The following is a 16966-nucleotide window of genomic DNA, read 5'->3' as shown; positions in this document are numbered from 1 at the left end:
CGACTCAGCCGCTGATGGCCGCCTCCGCCACGAGCTCGTCGAGCACGAGGCCCACGGCCCGCCTGGCAGCGCGGTCGGGGCTCATCAGGACCTCGATGCGGCGGCCGGCCCGGAGATCCGTGAGGGGAAGCAGCACGTACCGTCCCGGCGCCCGTTCCAGGGAGGTGTTGCGGGGCAGCAGCGCGACGCCGTGTCCTGCTGCGACCAGCTTCTCTGTGAGGGGCAGGTGAGTGGTTCGATGCACGACCCGTGCGGGTGCGCCGACCTGGGCGGACATGGCCTGGAGCACCCGGTCGAGCGGAAAGTCGACCGGAACGCCGATCCAGTCCTCGTGGATGACATCGGCGGGGGAGACCTTCTGGTGTGAGGCGAGGGGGTGACCGATCGGCAGAGCCACGTCGAGCGGCTCCCTCAGCAGGGGGACGACGGTCAGGCGCTCGCGGTCGGGCGGCAGCACATCGTCGGAGCGGTGCGCCACGACGATGTCGAAGTCGCTTGTGAGCGCGGCGAAATCGTCCTGCGAGACGTCGCGGTCCGAGATCTCCAGCGTGATGCCGGGATGCGCGCGCATGCGCGTGAGCAGGCCGGGCACCAGGAGTTCGGCCGCCGAGTAGAAGACCGCCAGGCGCACGGTGCCGGATGCTCCGCCCTGGAATGCACTCCAGGTCGCCTCCGCCTCAGCCATCGCTGTCGCCACGCGCACGGAGCTCTCTGCCAGCGCGTACCCCGCGTCGGTGAGACGCACTCCGCGTCCTACGCGTTCCACGAGTGCCGTGCCCATCTGCCTCTGCAGCGTGCGCAGCTGCTGCGACACAGCGCTCGGCGTCTTGCCGAGGGCGTAGGCGACTTCGGTCACGCTTCCGCGCTCGGCCAACTCCCGAAGGAGGGCAAGCTGATTGAGGTCCATGTAGGCAGGCTACAAAGTGGATGACGTCTGATGCAATTGTCCTTCAGTGACATCTCGGACACGATGGGCACATGTCTCCTCGTGATCGACTCCTCGCCGTGCTCGTCGCCGTGTGCTGGGGGCTCAACTTCCCGGCCACCGCGCTCGCCCTCGATCACTTTCCGCCGTTCTTCATGGTGGCCCTTCGGTTCGCCCTGATCGCCGTACCGACCGTGCTGTTCGTCCCACGCCCGCAGATCCGGTTCCGCTGGCTTCTCGGTGCCGGGCTCGGCATCGGCCTCCTGCAGTTCGCCTTCCTCTACGCCGGCATGGCCGCCGGGATGCCGAGCGGCCTCGCCTCGCTCGTGCTGCAGGCATCCGCGCCCTTCACTGTGCTGATCGCCGGCATCTGGCTGCACGAGCGGATAACCCAGCGCCAGGCCGTCGGCATCGCCGTCGCCGTGCTGGGGCTCGCCGCGATCGCCGTGCACCGAGCACAGGTGGCCGCCCTGCTGCCCGTCATCCTCACCCTGTGCGGAGCGCTCGGCTGGGCGATCGGCAACATCTCGACGCGAAAGGCAGAGGCCCCGAATCCGTTCCGGCTCACGCTCTGGATGTCGGTGGTGCCGCCGGTACCGATGCTCGGGTTGGCCCTGCTGGTCGAGGGCCCGGAGCGGATCGGCGACAGTCTCGCGACGAGCTTCACGATGGACGCGCTCCCCGCTGTTCTCGGACTCCTCTATATCGTGCTCATCGCGACACTCGTGGGCTACGGAATCTGGGGAGGCCTGCTCAAACGAAACCCGTCGAGCGTCGTCGCCCCGTTCTCGATGCTGGTTCCGGTCGTGGGCGTGCTCGCCTCGTGGCTCGCCTTCGGCGAGGTGATCGACCAGGTCGAACTGATCGCGGGAATCTTCGTGGTGGGCGGCGTGCTGTTCGCGAGCACCCGGCGTCGTCGTGTGGCGGTGACGGCCGCGGGCTGACAGGATCGCTGCATGTCCCAGCGCATCTTCTCCGCATCAGACTTCCAGGATCCTCCCGCTCGCGGCGGGCGCTCGAACGGCCGATCAGGGGGAGGGTCGGTCGCGGGTCGGATCGTCAGCGCCCTTGTCGCGCTGCTCATCACGGCTCCGGCGCTGCTGCTCGTGATGGCCGGCGGGGCGCGCTCCTACTCCGAAACGCTCCAGCGGCTGAACACCGAGCTCGTGCCGGCCGCGATCCTGCTGCTCTCCGCTGGACTCGTGCTGGTGCTCATCGTCTCGTTGACCGGGCTCTTCTCCTCACTCGGGCCGCTCGTCGCCGGACTCGTCGCAACGGGACTCGGCATCGCGTTCCTGGCGATCCCGACCCTGTCGACCTCGGTCGCCGTCAGCCTGCCCGCCATGGGTGTGAGCCCGTTGAGCCTTCTCGTGTTCTGGTGCCAGTCCGGGCTCCTGCTCGCGACCGGAATCGTGTTCCTCGGCGCAGCCCTCGGCCGCGTGATCGCCGCCCGCAGCGATCGGGCGAGCCGGAGAGGGGCGAAGACGGTCGTCTCCCTCGTCGTCGGCCTCGTCGCGACACCTCTCGGCATCGTCCTGGTCTCCTTCGGGTCGACCGGCCTGCTCCGGTCGTTCGGCACCGCTGCCGAGTCGACCACCCCGGTGCCGAACACGCTCGGCCTGCTGCTCGCCGGTGCGGTCGTTCTGGCCGGGGTCGCCCTCACCTCCGGGTGGAGCTCCGTCGGCGTCTCGGTGGCCGGCGTCCTCTCCCTGCTCCTCGGCCTCCTCGCCGTCGTGCCGACCGCCGTCGTCTGGATCTTCACCACGGCGTCCGGGCCGCTCGGCACCGACGGCGCGAGCGGACTGAGCTCGGCCGTCGCTCTGGGATTCATCGCCGTGCTGGGCATCGTGTTCCTCGGATCGGCTGCCTCGGGCGCCAGGGCGCGACGCATCCGGCGCTGACCCGGCCGTGTACACTGACTACTGAACTTCGGCGAGGGATGCCGTTCGGCGTGCGATCACGTGCCCGGGCGCATCCGTTATCGACGCGGTGGATGAGGCACGCAACACCCCTGTCTTTCCTCTCGCTACACGCGGTCGAGTTGAATCATTGACACTAACGATGCGGGCCTCACGGCTCGCCAAGGAGCACATTCTCATGGCTGACAAGAACACCCAGACCGAAAACCGCGTATCCGCCGAGGTCCGCACCTCGTTCGGCAAGGGCGCCGCCCGCAAGATCCGCGCGATCGGCAAGATCCCCGCCGTTCTCTACGGCCACGGAACCGAGCCGGTGCACATCACGCTGCCCGGCCACCAGGTCGCGCTCATCCTGCGCAAGGCGAACGCCGTTCTCGACCTCGACATCGAGGGCACCGAGCAGGCCGCGCTGGTCAAGGACGTTCAGAAGGACCCCGTGCTGCAGATCATCGAGCACATCGACCTCATCGTGCTGCGCAAGGGCGAAAAGGTCCAGGTCGAGGTCCCGATCCACGTCGAGGGTGAGTCCTTCGCCGGCACGCTGGCGTCGCTCGACGAGAACACGCTGCTCGTCGAGGTGCTGGCCATCAGCATCCCCGAGCGCATCACCGTCGACATCGAGGGTGCCGTCGAAGGCACCCAGATCTTCGCGAAAGACGTCGTGCTGCCCGAGGGCGCGACGCTGGTCAGCGACCCCGAGCTTCTCGTCATCAACGTCACCGTTCCGGAAGAGGCCGACCTCGGCGACTCGCTGAGCGCCGGTGACGAGGCCACGGGCACGCCCGAGACTGCCGAGTAGTTCACTGTCTGACAACGTCTGGCTCGTAGCCGGGCTCGGGAATCCCGGGCCCGGCTACGCTGGCAACCGGCACAATGTGGGCCAGATGGTGCTCGACGAGCTCGCCTCGCGCATCGGCTCGAAGTTCGGCAGGCACAAGACGAACTCGACCGTGGCGGAGGGCTTTCTGCGCCCCGGCGGTCCGAAGCTGATCCTGGCCAAGCCGAATTCATTCATGAACAACTCGGGCGGCCCGGTCTCGCAGCTGCTCAACTTCTACAGCCTCGAGCCGTCGCGCCTGATCGTCGTGCACGACGAACTCGACATCCCCTTCGACACCGTTCGGCTGAAGTCCGGGGGAGGCCCCGGCGGACACAACGGCATCCGAGACATCATCAGCGCCGCGGGCACGCCCGATTTCATCCGCGTTCGCGTGGGGGTGGGCCGCCCGCCCGGTCGTATGGATGCGGCGGACTTCGTGCTGCGCGACTTCTCCGGCACCGAGCGCCAGGCCCTGCCGAATCTCCTGGTGGATGCCGCGGACGCGGTCGAGAAGATCGCCGACGACGGCCTCACTGCCGCCCAGCAGCAGTTTCACTCACCGGCTTGACGCACTCGCCCGCCTGACGTCAGCCGACGGAGCTGAAGATCTCCGGAGCCGAGGCGAAGGTCACGCCGTAGAACACGACGAACGAGATCACGGGCGTCGCCACGGCCAAGGCGATGGCCACGATTCCGAACGCCCGTCCGCGCTTCTTGAGCGTGGCGATCAGGCCCTGCACGAGCGCCCACAGGCCCAGCAGCGTCCCGCCGACGAAGAACGCCATGCTCAGCACGCCGAAGGCGGCGACACCGGGATCGTCGGCCGAGATCGCCGACTGGTCGATCGTGCCGCCGTCGGTGATCATCTGCCCGGCGAGGGGAGCGAAGGCGAGACCTGCGACGACCGAGAGCACGAGGGCGAACACGAGCACCACGAGGGCTGCGATGAAGGCGACGACCCCCAGGGTCTTCGGCAGCGCCGGAGGTGCGTTGTGGAACACCGCGGCCGACGGCGTGTGGCTCGTCGCGGCGAACGGACTCTCTTGCGAGGGAGCCGCCGGCGACTGCTGCTGCTGCGACTCGGGGGCGTACTCGCCGAAACGCGGCCGAGGCCGCTCGTCGCGAACCGGCTTCGACGGCTCGATGGGGGGAATGTGGGACATCCACTGAACTCTACCCGCGCACGGGGGCGCGTGTCGGTGGGCCCGCGTAAGCTTGAACGGTGATCCTCCAGGGCTTGACTCGTGCGCTTTCGCGCGCCTCCACGTTCGACAACGCCCTCGCGTACGCGGCACGCGCTGTGGACTTCTCGCTCACCGAGGGCCTGCGGGCTCCGCTTCTCGCCGGTCTCCTCGACCAGCGCGGCGCGAACGATCTTCCGCAGGCGCTGCTGGTCGTCACCGCGACCGGCCGTGAGTCAGAGATGCTTCGCGGCACCCTCGCATCCATGAGCCCCGACGCCGAGATCGTCGAGTTCCCGGCGTGGGAGACCCTGCCCCACGAGCGCCTCAGCCCGAGTGCCGAGATCGTCGGCAAGCGCATCGACGCGCTGCGCCGGCTCGCCACGTGGAACGGCGAGAAGCCGATCGTCGTCGTGGCCTCCGTGCGCGCGGCGCTGCAGCCCCTCGCCGACAACCTGGCCGACCTCGAGCCGATCCACCTGGTCACGGGCGGCCGCGGGTACGACCTCGCCCGACTCTCGCTCGACCTGGTGAATCTGGCCTACTCGCGCGTCGACATGGTCACGCGCCGAGGCGAGTACGCGGTGCGCGGCGGAATCCTCGACGTTTTCCCTCCCGTGGCCGAGCACCCCTATCGCGTCGACTTCTTCGGCGACGAAGTCGAGTCCATCCGCGCCTTCTCGGTGGCCGACCAGCGTTCGCTCGACACGGCTGTGCCGAGCGTCGACCTGCCGCCCAGCCGCGAGCTGCTGCTCTCCGAGGCGGTGCGCCAGCGCGCCCGCGAGATGCAGCACGAGTTCCCGAGCATTGCCGGTCTGCTCGCCAAGATAGCCGAGGGCATCCCGGTCGAGGGAATGGAGTCGCTGGCTCCCGCCCTGCTCGACAGGCTGGTCACGGTCGCCCACTACCTGCCCGAGGGCGCGGCCATCGCTGTTCTCTCGCCCGAGAAGGTCGCCAGCCGCGCCGTCAGTCTCGCCGAGACGAATCGCGAGTTCCTCGCCGCGGCATGGACGGCCGCGACCGCGGGTGCCGAGGCGCCCATCGACCTCACCAGCGGCGAGTTCATCACGCTCAATGAGCTGCGGTCCGCCGCCGGCCCCGATCGCGCCTGGTGGACCCTGTCGACCTTCCAGTCGGCGCCGGGCGCGGCCGATGGTCTCATCGAGGTGCTGCCGGAGCATCGCGACATCGAGGAGCACCTCACGGTGCGCATCGACGCCGATCCGGTTCCGAGCTTCCAGGGCAACGTCGACGGCGCGATCGAGCACGTGCGCGGCCTCGTCGCCGACGGCTGGACAGTGGCGGTCGTCGCCCAGGGCGCGGGCCTGGTCGAGCGGGCCGCCGACGTTCTGGCCGAGAACGAGATCGCGGCGCGCGTCGTCGAGCTCTTCCCCGACGACGCCGAGTCGGGCATGGCCTACCTGCTGAAGGCCACGGTCGACCACGGTTTCCAGCTGCCCGAGATCAAGCTCGCCCTCATCGCGGAGTCCGAGTTCTACGGGCGTACGGTGGGCTACGACTCCCGCCAGGTCAAGAAGCTGGCCTCGCGACGGCGCAACGTGGTCGATCCTCTGCAGCTCAAGCAGGGCGACTATGTCGTTCACACCACCCACGGCATCGGCAAGTTCATCGAGTTGACGCAGCGCGAGGTCAAGTCGGGCGGGCGCAACCCCATCAAGACCACCCGCGAATACCTCGTGATCGAATACGCGCCCTCGAAGCGCGGCTATCCCGGCGACAAGCTCTACGTGCCCACAGACCAGCTCGACCTGCTGTCGCGCTACGTCGGCGGCGAGGCGCCGGGTCTGTCGAAGATGGGCGGCAGCGACTGGTCCGCGGCCAAGGGCAAGGCCCGCAAGGCCGTGCGCGACATCGCGGTCGAACTCGTGAAGCTCTACTCGGCGCGCATGGCATCGAAGGGTCACGCCTTCGGGCCGGACACGCCCTGGCAGCGCGAGCTCGAAGAGGCGTTCCCCTTCGCCGAGACGCCCGACCAGCTCACCGTGATCGACGAGGTGAAGGCCGACATGGAGCGGCCCATTCCCATGGATCGCCTGCTGTCGGGCGACGTCGGCTTCGGCAAGACCGAGGTCGCCGTTCGTGCAGCCTTCAAGGCGGTGCAAGACGGCAAGCAGGTGGCCGTGCTCGTTCCCACCACGCTGCTCGTGCGGCAGCACCTCGAGACCTTCCAGGAGCGCTTCGCCGGATTCCCGGTGCACCTCCGCCCGTTGAGCAGGTTTCAGACCGAGAAGGAGTCGAACGAGACGATCGCCGGAATGAAGGACGGCACCGTCGACGTGGTCATCGCCACGCACCGGCTGCTCTCCGAGAACATCGGCTTCAAAGACCTCGGTCTCATGATCATCGACGAGGAGCAGCGCTTCGGCGTCGAGCATAAAGACGCGCTGAAGAAGCTCAAGACCAACGTCGACATCCTCTCGATGAGCGCCACCCCCATTCCCCGCACGCTCGAGATGGCGGTCACCGGCATCCGGGAGATGTCGACGCTCGCCACCCCGCCCGAAGACCGGCACCCGATCCTCACCTTCGTCGGCCCCTACTCCGACAAGCAGGTCGGTGCGGCCATCCGGCGCGAGCTCCTTCGCGAGGGCCAGGTCTTCTTCGTGCACAACCGCGTCTCGAGCATCAACAAGGTCGCCGCGCAGCTCGCCGAGCTCGTTCCCGAGGCGCGCATCGGCGTGGCACACGGCCAGCTCGGCGAGCACCAGCTCGAACAGGTGATCGTCGACTTCTGGGAGCGCAAGTTCGACGTGCTCGTGTCGACGACCATCATCGAGACGGGCCTCGACATCGCCAACGCCAATACGCTCATCGTCGACCGCGCCGACAAATACGGCCTCAGCCAGTTGCACCAGCTGCGAGGGCGAGTGGGCCGTGGCCGAGAGCGGGCCTACGCCTATCTGCTCTACGACGAGCACAAGCCGCTCACCGAGCTCGCGAACGACCGGCTCACCACCCTGGCAGCCAACAACGAGCTCGGCTCGGGCATCCAGGTGGCGTTGAAAGACCTCGAGATCCGCGGCGCCGGAAACCTGCTCGGCGGCGAGCAGTCCGGCCACATCGCGGGCGTCGGCTTCGACCTCTACCTGCGCATGATCGGCGAGGCCGTGTCGACCTTCCGCGGAGACGTGGCCGAGGGCCAGACCGAGCTGCGGCTCGAGCTTCCGGTCGACGCCCACATTCCCGACGACTACGTCGACAGCGAGCGGCTGCGCCTCGAGGCCTACCAGAAGCTCTCGACCGCCAGCTCGCCCACATCGAACGACGAGCAGATCGACCTCGTCATCGACGAGCTCACCGACCGCTACGGCCAGCCGCCGGCGCAGGTGGCGAATCTCGTGGCGGTGTCGCGTCTACGTCGCCAGGCCCAGAAGTCCGGCCTCGGCGAGGTCGTCACCATGGGGTCGAACCTGCGTCTGGCCCCGGCCGACCTTCCCGACTCCATCCAGGTGCGCATGCGCCGCATGTACCCCGACGCGAAGTACTTCGCCCAGGCTGCAGCCGTCTCCATTCCGCTTCCCGTCGTCGACGGCAAGGTTCTGGAGGACGCCGCCCTCATCGACTGGACGAAGAGCGTTCTCACGGCGCTCTTTCCTGCGCCGGTGGTGGCAGAGAAAGAGAAGCAGTCGTGAGCTATCCGAAGCTCGACGAGCTCGTTCGCACGGTCGCGCGGCTGCGCGGCCCGGGCGGCTGCGCCTGGGACGCGGACCAGACCCACGAGTCCCTCGTGCAATACCTCGTCGAAGAGAGCTATGAGCTCGTCGAGGCGCTGGAGTCGGGAACACGTGACGACATCATCGAAGAGCTCGGCGACGTTCTCTACCAGGTGCTGTTCCACGCCGATCTGGCCGCGCACACTCCCGGCGAGGAGTTCGACATCGAGACCGTCGCCGAGCGCATGACGGCCAAGATGGTCGGTCGGCATCCGCATGTCTTCGGCGACGCGGTGGCTCACACGGCCGACGATGTCGTGGCCGTCTGGGACGACCTGAAGGCGGTCGAGAAGCCCGGGCGCACGAGCGTGCTCGACGGCATCCCTCAGGGCATGCCCGCGCTCGCCCTGGCCGACAAGGTCATCGGGCGTGCGCAGAAGATCGGCGTGCTCGACAAAGACGCCGAGGCGTCCATGCCCCTGCAGTCCGAAGACGAGCTCGGCGGCCTGCTTCTCACGATCGTGGCGTCTGCCAAGGCCCAGGGCCTCGACGCCGAGCGTGCCCTGCGCGGGGCGCTTCGCGAGCTGCAGGGCGAGATCCGCGAGTCCGAGGCCGACGATCACTAGAGCCGACGATCACTAGAGCCGACGATCAATAGAATCGAACAATGGCTTCTGCAGTAACCCCTCCCCGTGGCATGCGCGACTTCCTCCCTCGAGAGAAGGCCACGAGGGAGCACGCTCTCGCCGTGATCCGTCGCAGCTACTCGGCGCACGGCTTCGATGAGATCGAGACGCCGGTGATGGAGGACATCCAGCGCCTGCACTCGGGCCTCGGCGGTGACAACGAGAAACTGTCGTTCAGCGTGCTGAAGCGCGGCATCGAGAAGTCAGACCTCGAGACGGCGGTCGACGCCGATGACCCGCAGACCCTGGCCGACCTCGGGCTGCGCTTCGACCTCACTGTTCCCCTCGCACGGTTCTACGCCACGCACAGGGCAGAGCTCCCCGGGGTGTTCCGCAGCGTGCAGATCGCGCCCGTGTGGAGGGCGGAGCGGCCGCAGAAGGGTCGCTACCGGCAGTTCATGCAGTGCGACATCGACATCATCGGCGACGCCTCAGCGCTCGCCGAGGTCGAGTTGATCTCCGCGACGCTCTCGACATTGGATGCGCTCGGCCTGCAGGGCTGCACGGTACGTATCAACGACCGCCGGCTGCTCATCGGCATGCTCGAGCTCTTCGGCTTTTCGACTGAGAGCCACGATGCGGTTCTGATCGTGATCGACAAGATCGACAAGGTCGGCACCTCCGGCGTGGTCGACGAGCTGCGCGCCAAGGCTCCCGAGCTGGCCGAGGCCACGGATGCGCTCGAGGCGTTCTTCCTGCGCCCGCAGGATCGCATGATGCGCCCGTTCGGCCACGACGCCATCGCCCACGCTCTTCCAGAGGGCATCGACGCCGCGCTCGTCGCCGAGCTCGCCTCGATCGGTGACGCCCTCGACGCCGACCGAATCCGGTTCGACCCGTTCCTCGTGCGAGGCATGGGCTACTACACAGGCACCATCTTCGAGATCGCCCACCCCGACTTCTCGTTCTCGCTGGGCGGCGGCGGGCGCTACGACGGCATGATCGGTCGATTCCTGGGAACGGATGTCCCGGCCGTCGGCTTCTCCATCGGGTTCGAACGCATCGTCGACCTCGTCGACCTTCCCGATCAGAAGGCGGCGGACTCGGTGGCCCTGCTGCACGACGCCTCGACCCCTGCGGTGCTGCTGCAGTCCCTGAAGACCGAGCTGATCGCATCCGGATCGCGGGTGCGACTCGAGCGCAAGGCCAAGAACGCCAAGCTGCAGCTCGAACGGCTCGCTGCGGCGGGCTTCACGCGCGTGGCCACGGTTCAGAGCGGCGATGAGGGCGTCGACGACCTGAGATTCCGGGCTCTGGGGCAGTAGACCATAGCCGGGCTATACACTGAATCAAGTGAACAGCGAACTCAGCACCATTCTCGGCGACCTCGTATCGGTCACCCACCGTCTCACCCGCCTCGCTGCGCAGGCCACCGGCGATTCAACGTCACCTGCCACGTGGCGCACGCTCAGCGTGCTCACCTCCTTCGGCCCCATGCGTCTCGGCGAACTCGCCAAGCACAGCCGGGTCAGCCAGCCCACCATGACCAAGATCGTCGCCAACCTCAACGAGGTGGAGTGGATCAAGCGCATCGCCGACAGCACCGACGCGCGCGCCTGGCAGATCGCCATCGCGCCGAAGGGCCAGCGTGCCCTGGCCGACTGGCGAGACCGTCTCGGCGAAGCGCTCGAACCGCTCTTCGACGAGCTCGACCCCGACGATGTCGCCGTGCTGCAGCGCACCGTCGACCTGCTCGAGTGCAGCATCGCCGTGCGCGGCGAGGTCATCGCCGCCTGACTCGTTTCGCCGCCACACGGGCCCACGCCCTACGACCCCCGGAGAAATCCGGGGGTCGTTGCGTTTTAGCAACTACCTTGTTATAGTTGATGCTAGTCAACTTTCTCCTCATCGATGAGCGGTGGGGAGTTTTCTTTTGGGAGTTCCGTGTCCACTCGTTCCATCGCCGAATCTCAACCCGGCACCGCATCGACCGGCATGACCCAGCGCCAGACCCTTCAGGCGCTGTCGGGTCTGCTGCTCGGCATGTTCGTCGCCCTTCTCGCCTCGACCGTCGTCTCGAGCTCGCTGCCCAAGATCATCGGCGACCTCAACGGCAACCAGGCCGCGTTCACCTGGGTGGTCACGGCCACCCTGCTCGCCACGACCGTGTCGACGCCCATCTGGGGCAAGCTGGCCGACCTCACGAACCGCAAGCTGCTCATCCAGATCTCGCTGGTCATCTTCACCCTCGGGTCGATGCTGGCCGGCTTCTCGCAGGACACGGGCACGCTGATTGTTTTCCGCGTTCTGCAGGGCCTCGGTGCCGGTGGACTCACGGCCCTCGTGCAGGTCGTGATGGCCGACATCATCAGCCCTCGTGAGCGCGGCAAGTACATGGGGCTGCTCGGCGCGGTCATGGCCGTAGCCACAGTCGGCGGGCCGCTGGTCGGCGGCATCGTCACCGACTCGATCGGATGGCGCTGGAACTTCTACATCGCCGTGCCCTTCGCCGTCGCGGCGATCATCCTGCTGCAGTTCACTCTGAAGCTGCCGAAGATCCGCAAGAAGGTCACCATCGACTACCTGGGCGCGGTGCTGATCGCGGCCGGCGTCTCGCTCCTGCTCATCTGGGTCACGCTCGCGGGCAACAACTTCGAGTGGAACTCGTGGCAGAGCTACCTCATGGTGGGCGGAAGCATCGTGCTTCTCGGCCTCGCCGTGTGGGTAGAGCTCACGGTGAAGGAGCCCATCATCCCGATGACGCTCTTCACGAACCGCACGTTCACGCTCGCGGTCATCGCCAGCATCTCCGTCGGTGTGGCCATGTTCGGCACCAGCGTCTTCCTCGGCCAGTACATGCAGCTCGCCCGCGGCGCCACGCCGACGGAGTCGGGTCTGCTGACGATCCCCATGATCGGAGGCGTGCTCGTCTCCTCGACCATCGTCGGCCAGCTGATCAGCCGCACCGGCAAGTGGAAGCGCTACATGGTCACCGGATCCATCCTGCTCACCATCGGCGTCTCGCTGATGTCGACGCTGCGCTACGACACCAGCTACGTTCTCGTCGCGGTCTTCATGTTCATCATGGGATCCGGTGTGGGAATGGTCATGCAGAACCTCGTGCTCGTCGTGCAGAACTCTGTAGATCCCCGCCAACTCGGTGTGGCCAGTGCGTCGGTCGCGTTCTTCCGGAGCCTGGGAGGAACGATCGGAGTCTCGGTCATGGGAGCCGTGCTCGGCACGCAGGTGGCGCAGTTCGTGAAAGACGGACTGACGACGCTCGGCGCGGCCGGGGCGCAGGCCGCCCAGGGGCTGAGCGGGGGAGCGATCCCCGATCTGAGCACACTGCCGGCCCCGGTGCGCGTGATCGTCGAAGCCGCCTACGGCCACGCGATCGGAGACGTGTTCATGCTGGCGATTCCGCTGGCCGTCATCACGGTCATCGCGATCGCGCTGCTGCCCGCCAAACCGCTCGGCACGAAGACCGCTCTCGAGCAGATGACGGACACCCCGGCCGACACCCTGGTGGCCGTCAGCGCCGACGAGGTCGGAGCGACGCCCCGCACCGGCTCGAGCCCTACGGTGAGAGAACGGTAATCTGGTGGCTGTGACCGACCCGACGACTTCCGAGCAGGAGCTGATGCTCGGCATCGAGGCGGGCATCGTCGAGCTCTTCCGCTCGGGCCGGTCGGCCCTGCGCGACTATGCGAAGGGGTTCCACCCCGATCTGCAGCCCACCGGCTTCAACATCCTGCGCATGATCTTCACCTGCGCTCCGGCGCAGGCGAGCACGATCATCCAGCAGATGGGGCTCGACAAGAGCGCCGTGAGCAGGCAGATCAAGGTACTGCGCGACCTCGGCCTGGTCGACACTCAGCCTGATCCGCGCGACGGGCGATCGAGCTTCCTCGTTCCCACGCCGTTGGCCGAGGAGCGCATGGAGATTCTGCGGCAGCGGGTCAAGAACGACTACCGCGACAGGCTCGGCGAGTGGACCTCCGACGACCTCGCGACCTTCTCGGCGCTTCTCGCCCGCTTCAACGCCAGCGACCCGAGGGCCTGACTCAGCCACGCGCATCCGGCGGGTCGTTAGACTTGCGATCGGACAGCGGAAGGCGCTCTCCATGCAAACCACCTTGCTCTGATAGAGGAGATACACCAGTGGCATTGATCGAAGCCGTAGGCGCTCGCGAGATTCTGGATTCCCGGGGAAACCCGACCGTTGAGGTAGAGGTGCTGCTCGAAGACGGCATCGTCTCGCGCGCCGCCGTTCCCTCGGGAGCCTCCACCGGTGCCTTCGAGGCATACGAACTGCGCGACGGCGACAAGAGCCGTTACCTCGGCAAGGGCGTGCAGAAGGCCGTCGCCGCCGTGATCGACGAGCTCGGCCCGGCCATCGAGGGCCTCGACGCCACCGACCAGCGCCTCATCGACGCCGAGCTCATCAACGTCGACGGCACCGAGAACAAGAAGCGCGTGGGCGCCAACGCCATCCTCGGCGTCTCGCTCGCCGTGGCCAAGGCTGCCGCCGACTCGGCCGACCTGCCCCTGTTCCGTTACGTCGGAGGACCGAACGCGCACACCCTGCCCGTTCCGCTGCTCAACATCATCAACGGCGGATCGCACGCCGACAACGACATCGACGTGCAGGAGTTCATGATCGTTCCCCTGGGCGCGGAGTCGTTCTCCGAGGCGCTGCGCTGGGGTGTCGAGACCTACCACTCGCTCAAGTCGCTGCTGCACTCCAAGGGTCTGAGCACCGGCCTCGGCGACGAGGGCGGATTCGCCCCCAACCTGTCGAGCAACCGCGAGGCCCTCGACCTCATCGCCCAGGCGATCCAGAACGCCGGCTTCACGCTCGGAAGCGACATCGCGCTCGCCACCGACGTGGCCGCGAGCGAGTTCTACAAAGACGGCTCGTACCACTTCGAGGGCAAGCAGCTCTCGGCGCTCGAGCTCACGGCGTACTTCGCCGACCTGGCCGCCAACTACCCGCTGGTCTCGATCGAAGACCCGCTGCAGGAGGACGACTGGGAGGGCTACCAGCACTTCACCGCAGAGCTCGGATCGAAGCTGCAGATCGTCGGAGACGACCTGTTCGTCACGAACCCCGTTCGTCTGCAGAAGGGCCTCGATCTCGGCGCCGGCAACTCGATCCTGGTGAAGGTCAACCAGATCGGCACGCTCACCGAGACGCTCGACGCCGTCAGCCTGGCCCAGCGCCACGGCTACACCGCGATCCTGTCGCACCGCTCCGGCGAGACCGAAGACACGACGATCGCTGACCTCGCCGTCGCCACCGACTCGGGCCAGATCAAGACCGGAGCGCCTGCCCGCAGCGAGCGCGTCGCTAAGTACAATCAGCTTCTGAGGATCGAAGAAGAGCTGGGCGACGCCGCGTTCTACGCCGGCCGCACGGCCTTCCCCCGCTTCAAGGGCTAGAGCCTCACCGGCAGCAGAAGCCACCCGAACGAAAGGCGCTCGATGCGCAAGCCGACACTGGGCATGCCCCTTGGGGCTCCCTCGTCGCACGACGCATCGGCGCCGAGGAATGCGCGCACCCCCCGGGGTGCGCGCATTCCGCGTTCCCGCAGCACCTCGCCGCAGAAGCACAGCTTCCGCGTCTCGGGTCTCACCTTCGTGATCCTCGGCGTGCTCATCGTGTTCGTCGTCGTGCTGGCTCCCAGCCTGCGGCTCTACATCGAGCAACGGCAGCAGCTCGCCGCACTGCAGCAGTCGGTCGCCGACAAGCAGTCCCAGAACGCCCAGCTCGATTCCGAGGTGGCGAGATGGAGCGACCCCGCGTACATCAAGGCGCAGGCACGCGAGAGGCTCTACTTCGTCATGCCGGGCGAGACGAGCTTCCTGGTGATCGACGACCAGGCCCCGACCGCGCCGGTCGACGAGACGCCCGTGAGCACCGACATCCAGAACACCAAGGTCGACTGGCTCGGCGCGATCTTCTCGTCGGGCGTCGGCGCGGGACTGAGCACCCAGACCCCCGAACAACTCCAGGAATCCGGAACGATCCAGTGACGACCCCTCCCTTCGATCCGCCGACCGAGAAAGACGTCGCCACGGTGTCTGCGCAGCTCGGACGCCCGGCGCGCAACGTCATCGGCATCGCGGCGCGCTGCGTGTGCGGCGCCCCGACGGTGGTGGCCACCAAGCCCCGCCTCGAAGACGGAACGCCGTTCCCCACTCTCTACTACCTGAGCCACCCCGCTGCCACCGCCGCGATGTCGGCGCTCGAGGCCACGCAGGTCATGGCCGAGTTCCAAGACATGCTGCCGCACGACGATGAGCTGCGCGCCCGGTACCAGACCGCGCACGAGACGTACATCGCCGACAGGGAGGGCATCGAGGTCGTTCCCGAGCTCGCCGGGGTCTCGGCCGGCGGAATGCCCGTGCGTGTCAAATGTCTGCACGCCCTCGCCGGACACGCCCTCGCGGCCGGCCCCGGAGTGAACCCGATCGGTGATCTCGCACTCGAGCGCGGACGCTGGTCGCCGACGGTCTGCGAGTGCATCGACTACGAGGCGATCGCGTGAGTGAACGCCGCCGCACGTCACCCCTCCGGGTCGTGGCGATCTCGGCGGCGCTCGCCACCGGCATCCTCGCCGTCGCCCCGATTGGCGACGTGCCAACGGCCCACGCCGACGCGGTGCGGAGCGCCGAGTACTGGCTCGCCGACTACGGCGTGCAGGCGGCCTGGAACACGACCCGTGGCGCGGGCGTGACCGTGGCCGTGATCGACACCGGGGTCGACGGATCGGTCGCCGACCTGTCGGGCGCCGTCGTCGGCGGAACCGACGTCTCGGGAATCGGCACGGCCGACGGACAGACACCGGTCGGAGACGACGACGAGCACGGAACGATGGTCGGATCGCTGATCGCCGGCCGCGGAACAGGCGGCAACGACGGCGTGATCGGCGTCGCTCCAGAAGCCTCCCTGCTCTCGATCAGCGTCGCCCTGGGCGCGGGAGTCGTGGGGACGGACGACCAGATCGCCAACGCTGTTCGCTGGGCCGTCGACAACGGCGCCGACGTCATCAACATGTCGCTCACCCGCAACAGCCTCGACTGGCCCACGAGCTGGGACGACGCCTTCCTCTACGCGGCGGACCACGACGTGGTCATCGTCGCGGCCGCCGGCAACCGGGGCAGCGGAACCACCGAGGTCGGTGCTCCCGCCACCATCCCCGGTGTTCTGACCGTCGCCGGCGTCGACCGCGACGGCGATGCGAGCTTCGACGCGTCGAGTCAGGGCATCACGATCGCCGTCTCCGCGCCCAGCGAGCAGCTGGTCGGGGTCGTTCCGGGTGGCGGATACGTGACCTGGGCGGGCACGTCCGGAGCCACGCCCATCGTGTCGGGCCTCGTCGCGCTGGTGCGCGCGGCACATCCCGACCTCGACGTCGCCGGGGTCATCAACCGCATCGTCAGCACGGCCACGCCCAAGGGCGACCCGGTGCCCGGCCCGATCTACGGCTACGGTCTCATCAACGCCGAGGCGGCGGTCACGGCCGACGTTCCGGCGGTCACCGACAACCCCATGGGATCGCTCGCCCAGTGGATCGCGACCTACAGGCCGTCGCCGGATGCGTCGGGTGCGGGCCCGAAGGTCATAGCGGCTCCCGAGACCGACGAGCCGGGCAAGACCACCGACCGGGCCGCGTCCTGGTGGCCGAGCGTTGCTAAACTGACGATGAACGGAATTCCCATCGCAGTGATCTCCGTGTTCCTGATGCTTCTCGCGGTGATCATCACGGCGGCAGTGGTGCATGTTCGGCGCGTGCGGCGCAGGGAGTAGATTAACTA

16 protein-coding genes are annotated in these 16966 nt (G+C 67.7%); 14 read left to right on the top strand and 2 right to left on the bottom strand.

Translation table 11 applies throughout. The features are described 5' to 3' along the window. Positions 1 to 4: 4 nt before the first annotated feature. Positions 5 to 907 (bottom strand): LysR family transcriptional regulator, encoded by a 903-nt coding sequence (locus tag ASF51_RS13035; RefSeq protein WP_055930287.1) that lies wholly within the window; start codon positions 905 to 907, stop codon positions 5 to 7. Positions 908 to 978: 71 nt separating this feature from the next. Between ASF51_RS13035 and ASF51_RS13030 the strand changes: the two genes are divergently transcribed. The 4 genes from ASF51_RS13030 to pth all read left to right on the top strand — a co-directional run bounded on the left by ASF51_RS13030 (position 979) and on the right by pth (position 4232). Then, on the top strand, positions 979 to 1869 hold the full coding sequence (locus tag ASF51_RS13030) for an EamA family transporter (protein ID WP_055930284.1): 891 nt from the start codon (positions 979 to 981) through the stop codon (positions 1867 to 1869). Positions 1870 to 1881: 12 nt separating this feature from the next. Next, on the top strand, positions 1882 to 2826 hold the full coding sequence (locus ASF51_RS13025) for a hypothetical protein (protein ID WP_055930282.1): 945 nt from the start codon (positions 1882 to 1884) through the stop codon (positions 2824 to 2826). A gap of 196 nt (positions 2827 to 3022) precedes the next feature. After that, a complete protein-coding gene (locus ASF51_RS13020; RefSeq protein ID WP_055930890.1) occupies positions 3023 to 3643 on the top strand; it encodes a 50S ribosomal protein L25/general stress protein Ctc in 621 nt (206 codons plus the stop codon). A 4-nt stretch (positions 3644 to 3647) separates the two neighbouring features. Then, on the top strand, positions 3648 to 4232 hold the full coding sequence (gene pth, locus ASF51_RS13015) for an aminoacyl-tRNA hydrolase (RefSeq protein WP_082480010.1): 585 nt from the start codon (positions 3648 to 3650) through the stop codon (positions 4230 to 4232). Between the two features lie 19 nt (positions 4233 to 4251). Here pth and ASF51_RS13010 read toward each other — a convergent pair whose 3' ends face one another. Then, on the bottom strand, positions 4252 to 4827 hold the full coding sequence (locus ASF51_RS13010) for a hypothetical protein (protein ID WP_055930279.1): 576 nt from the start codon (positions 4825 to 4827) through the stop codon (positions 4252 to 4254). A 59-nt stretch (positions 4828 to 4886) separates the two neighbouring features. Between ASF51_RS13010 and mfd the strand changes: the two genes are divergently transcribed. From mfd to ASF51_RS12960, 10 genes are all read left to right on the top strand, one after another. Then, entirely contained in the window at positions 4887 to 8498 is a 3612-nt protein-coding gene (mfd, locus tag ASF51_RS13005) for a transcription-repair coupling factor (RefSeq protein ID WP_055930276.1), read from the top strand. Beyond that, a complete protein-coding gene (locus tag ASF51_RS13000) occupies positions 8495 to 9145 on the top strand; it encodes a MazG family protein (RefSeq protein ID WP_055930273.1) in 651 nt (216 codons plus the stop codon). The genes mfd and ASF51_RS13000 overlap by 4 nt, the downstream gene beginning before the upstream one ends. A 41-nt stretch (positions 9146 to 9186) precedes the next feature. Beyond that, entirely contained in the window at positions 9187 to 10470 is a 1284-nt protein-coding gene (gene hisS, locus ASF51_RS12995; RefSeq protein WP_082479852.1) for a histidine--tRNA ligase, read from the top strand. 28 nt (positions 10471 to 10498) lie between these two features. Beyond that, positions 10499 to 10942, top strand: a complete 444-nt coding sequence (locus tag ASF51_RS12990) for a MarR family winged helix-turn-helix transcriptional regulator (protein ID WP_055930267.1) — start codon at positions 10499 to 10501, stop codon at positions 10940 to 10942. A 198-nt stretch (positions 10943 to 11140) separates the two neighbouring features. After that, positions 11141 to 12742, top strand: a complete 1602-nt coding sequence (locus tag ASF51_RS12985; RefSeq protein WP_055930883.1) for an MDR family MFS transporter — start codon at positions 11141 to 11143, stop codon at positions 12740 to 12742. Positions 12743 to 12752: 10 nt separating this feature from the next. Beyond that, positions 12753 to 13208, top strand: coding sequence for a MarR family winged helix-turn-helix transcriptional regulator (locus ASF51_RS12980; RefSeq protein ID WP_055930264.1), 456 nt, complete (start codon positions 12753 to 12755; stop codon positions 13206 to 13208). Positions 13209 to 13306: 98 nt separating this feature from the next. Then, a complete protein-coding gene (gene eno, locus ASF51_RS12975) occupies positions 13307 to 14587 on the top strand; it encodes a phosphopyruvate hydratase (RefSeq protein WP_044439059.1) in 1281 nt (426 codons plus the stop codon). Between the two features lie 42 nt (positions 14588 to 14629). Further along, entirely contained in the window at positions 14630 to 15181 is a 552-nt protein-coding gene (locus ASF51_RS12970; RefSeq protein WP_055930261.1) for a septum formation initiator family protein, read from the top strand. Further along, on the top strand, positions 15178 to 15696 hold the full coding sequence (locus ASF51_RS12965; protein ID WP_055930258.1) for a DUF501 domain-containing protein: 519 nt from the start codon (positions 15178 to 15180) through the stop codon (positions 15694 to 15696). The genes ASF51_RS12970 and ASF51_RS12965 overlap by 4 nt, the downstream gene beginning before the upstream one ends. Next, positions 15693 to 16958, top strand: coding sequence for a S8 family serine peptidase (locus ASF51_RS12960; RefSeq protein ID WP_055930256.1), 1266 nt, complete (start codon positions 15693 to 15695; stop codon positions 16956 to 16958). The genes ASF51_RS12965 and ASF51_RS12960 overlap by 4 nt, the downstream gene beginning before the upstream one ends. Positions 16959 to 16966: the final 8 nt, after the last annotated feature.

Origin of the sequence: Agreia sp. Leaf283, assembly GCF_001422485.1 — a bacterium.
Taxonomy (GTDB): domain Bacteria; phylum Actinomycetota; class Actinomycetes; order Actinomycetales; family Microbacteriaceae; genus Agreia.
This window is presented reverse-complemented; position numbering and strand designations above follow the sequence as displayed.

Bases quoted from the DNA above. Each gene is read 5' to 3' on its own strand.
- ASF51_RS13035 (WP_055930287.1), bottom strand. From the start codon at position 907: ATGGACCTCAATCAGCTTGCCCTCCTTCGGGAGTTGGCCGAGCGCGGA.
- ASF51_RS13030 (WP_055930284.1), top strand. From the start codon at position 979: ATGTCTCCTCGTGATCGACTCCTCGCCGTGCTCGTCGCCGTGTGCTGG.
- ASF51_RS13025 (WP_055930282.1), top strand. From the start codon at position 1,882: ATGTCCCAGCGCATCTTCTCCGCATCAGACTTCCAGGATCCTCCCGCT.
- ASF51_RS13020 (WP_055930890.1), top strand. From the start codon at position 3,023: ATGGCTGACAAGAACACCCAGACCGAAAACCGCGTATCCGCCGAGGTC.
- ASF51_RS13010 (WP_055930279.1), bottom strand. From the start codon at position 4,827: ATGTCCCACATTCCCCCCATCGAGCCGTCGAAGCCGGTTCGCGACGAG.
- hisS (WP_082479852.1), top strand. From the start codon at position 9,187: ATGGCTTCTGCAGTAACCCCTCCCCGTGGCATGCGCGACTTCCTCCCT.
- ASF51_RS12985 (WP_055930883.1), top strand. From the start codon at position 11,141: ATGACCCAGCGCCAGACCCTTCAGGCGCTGTCGGGTCTGCTGCTCGGC.
- ASF51_RS12970 (WP_055930261.1), top strand. From the start codon at position 14,630: ATGCGCAAGCCGACACTGGGCATGCCCCTTGGGGCTCCCTCGTCGCAC.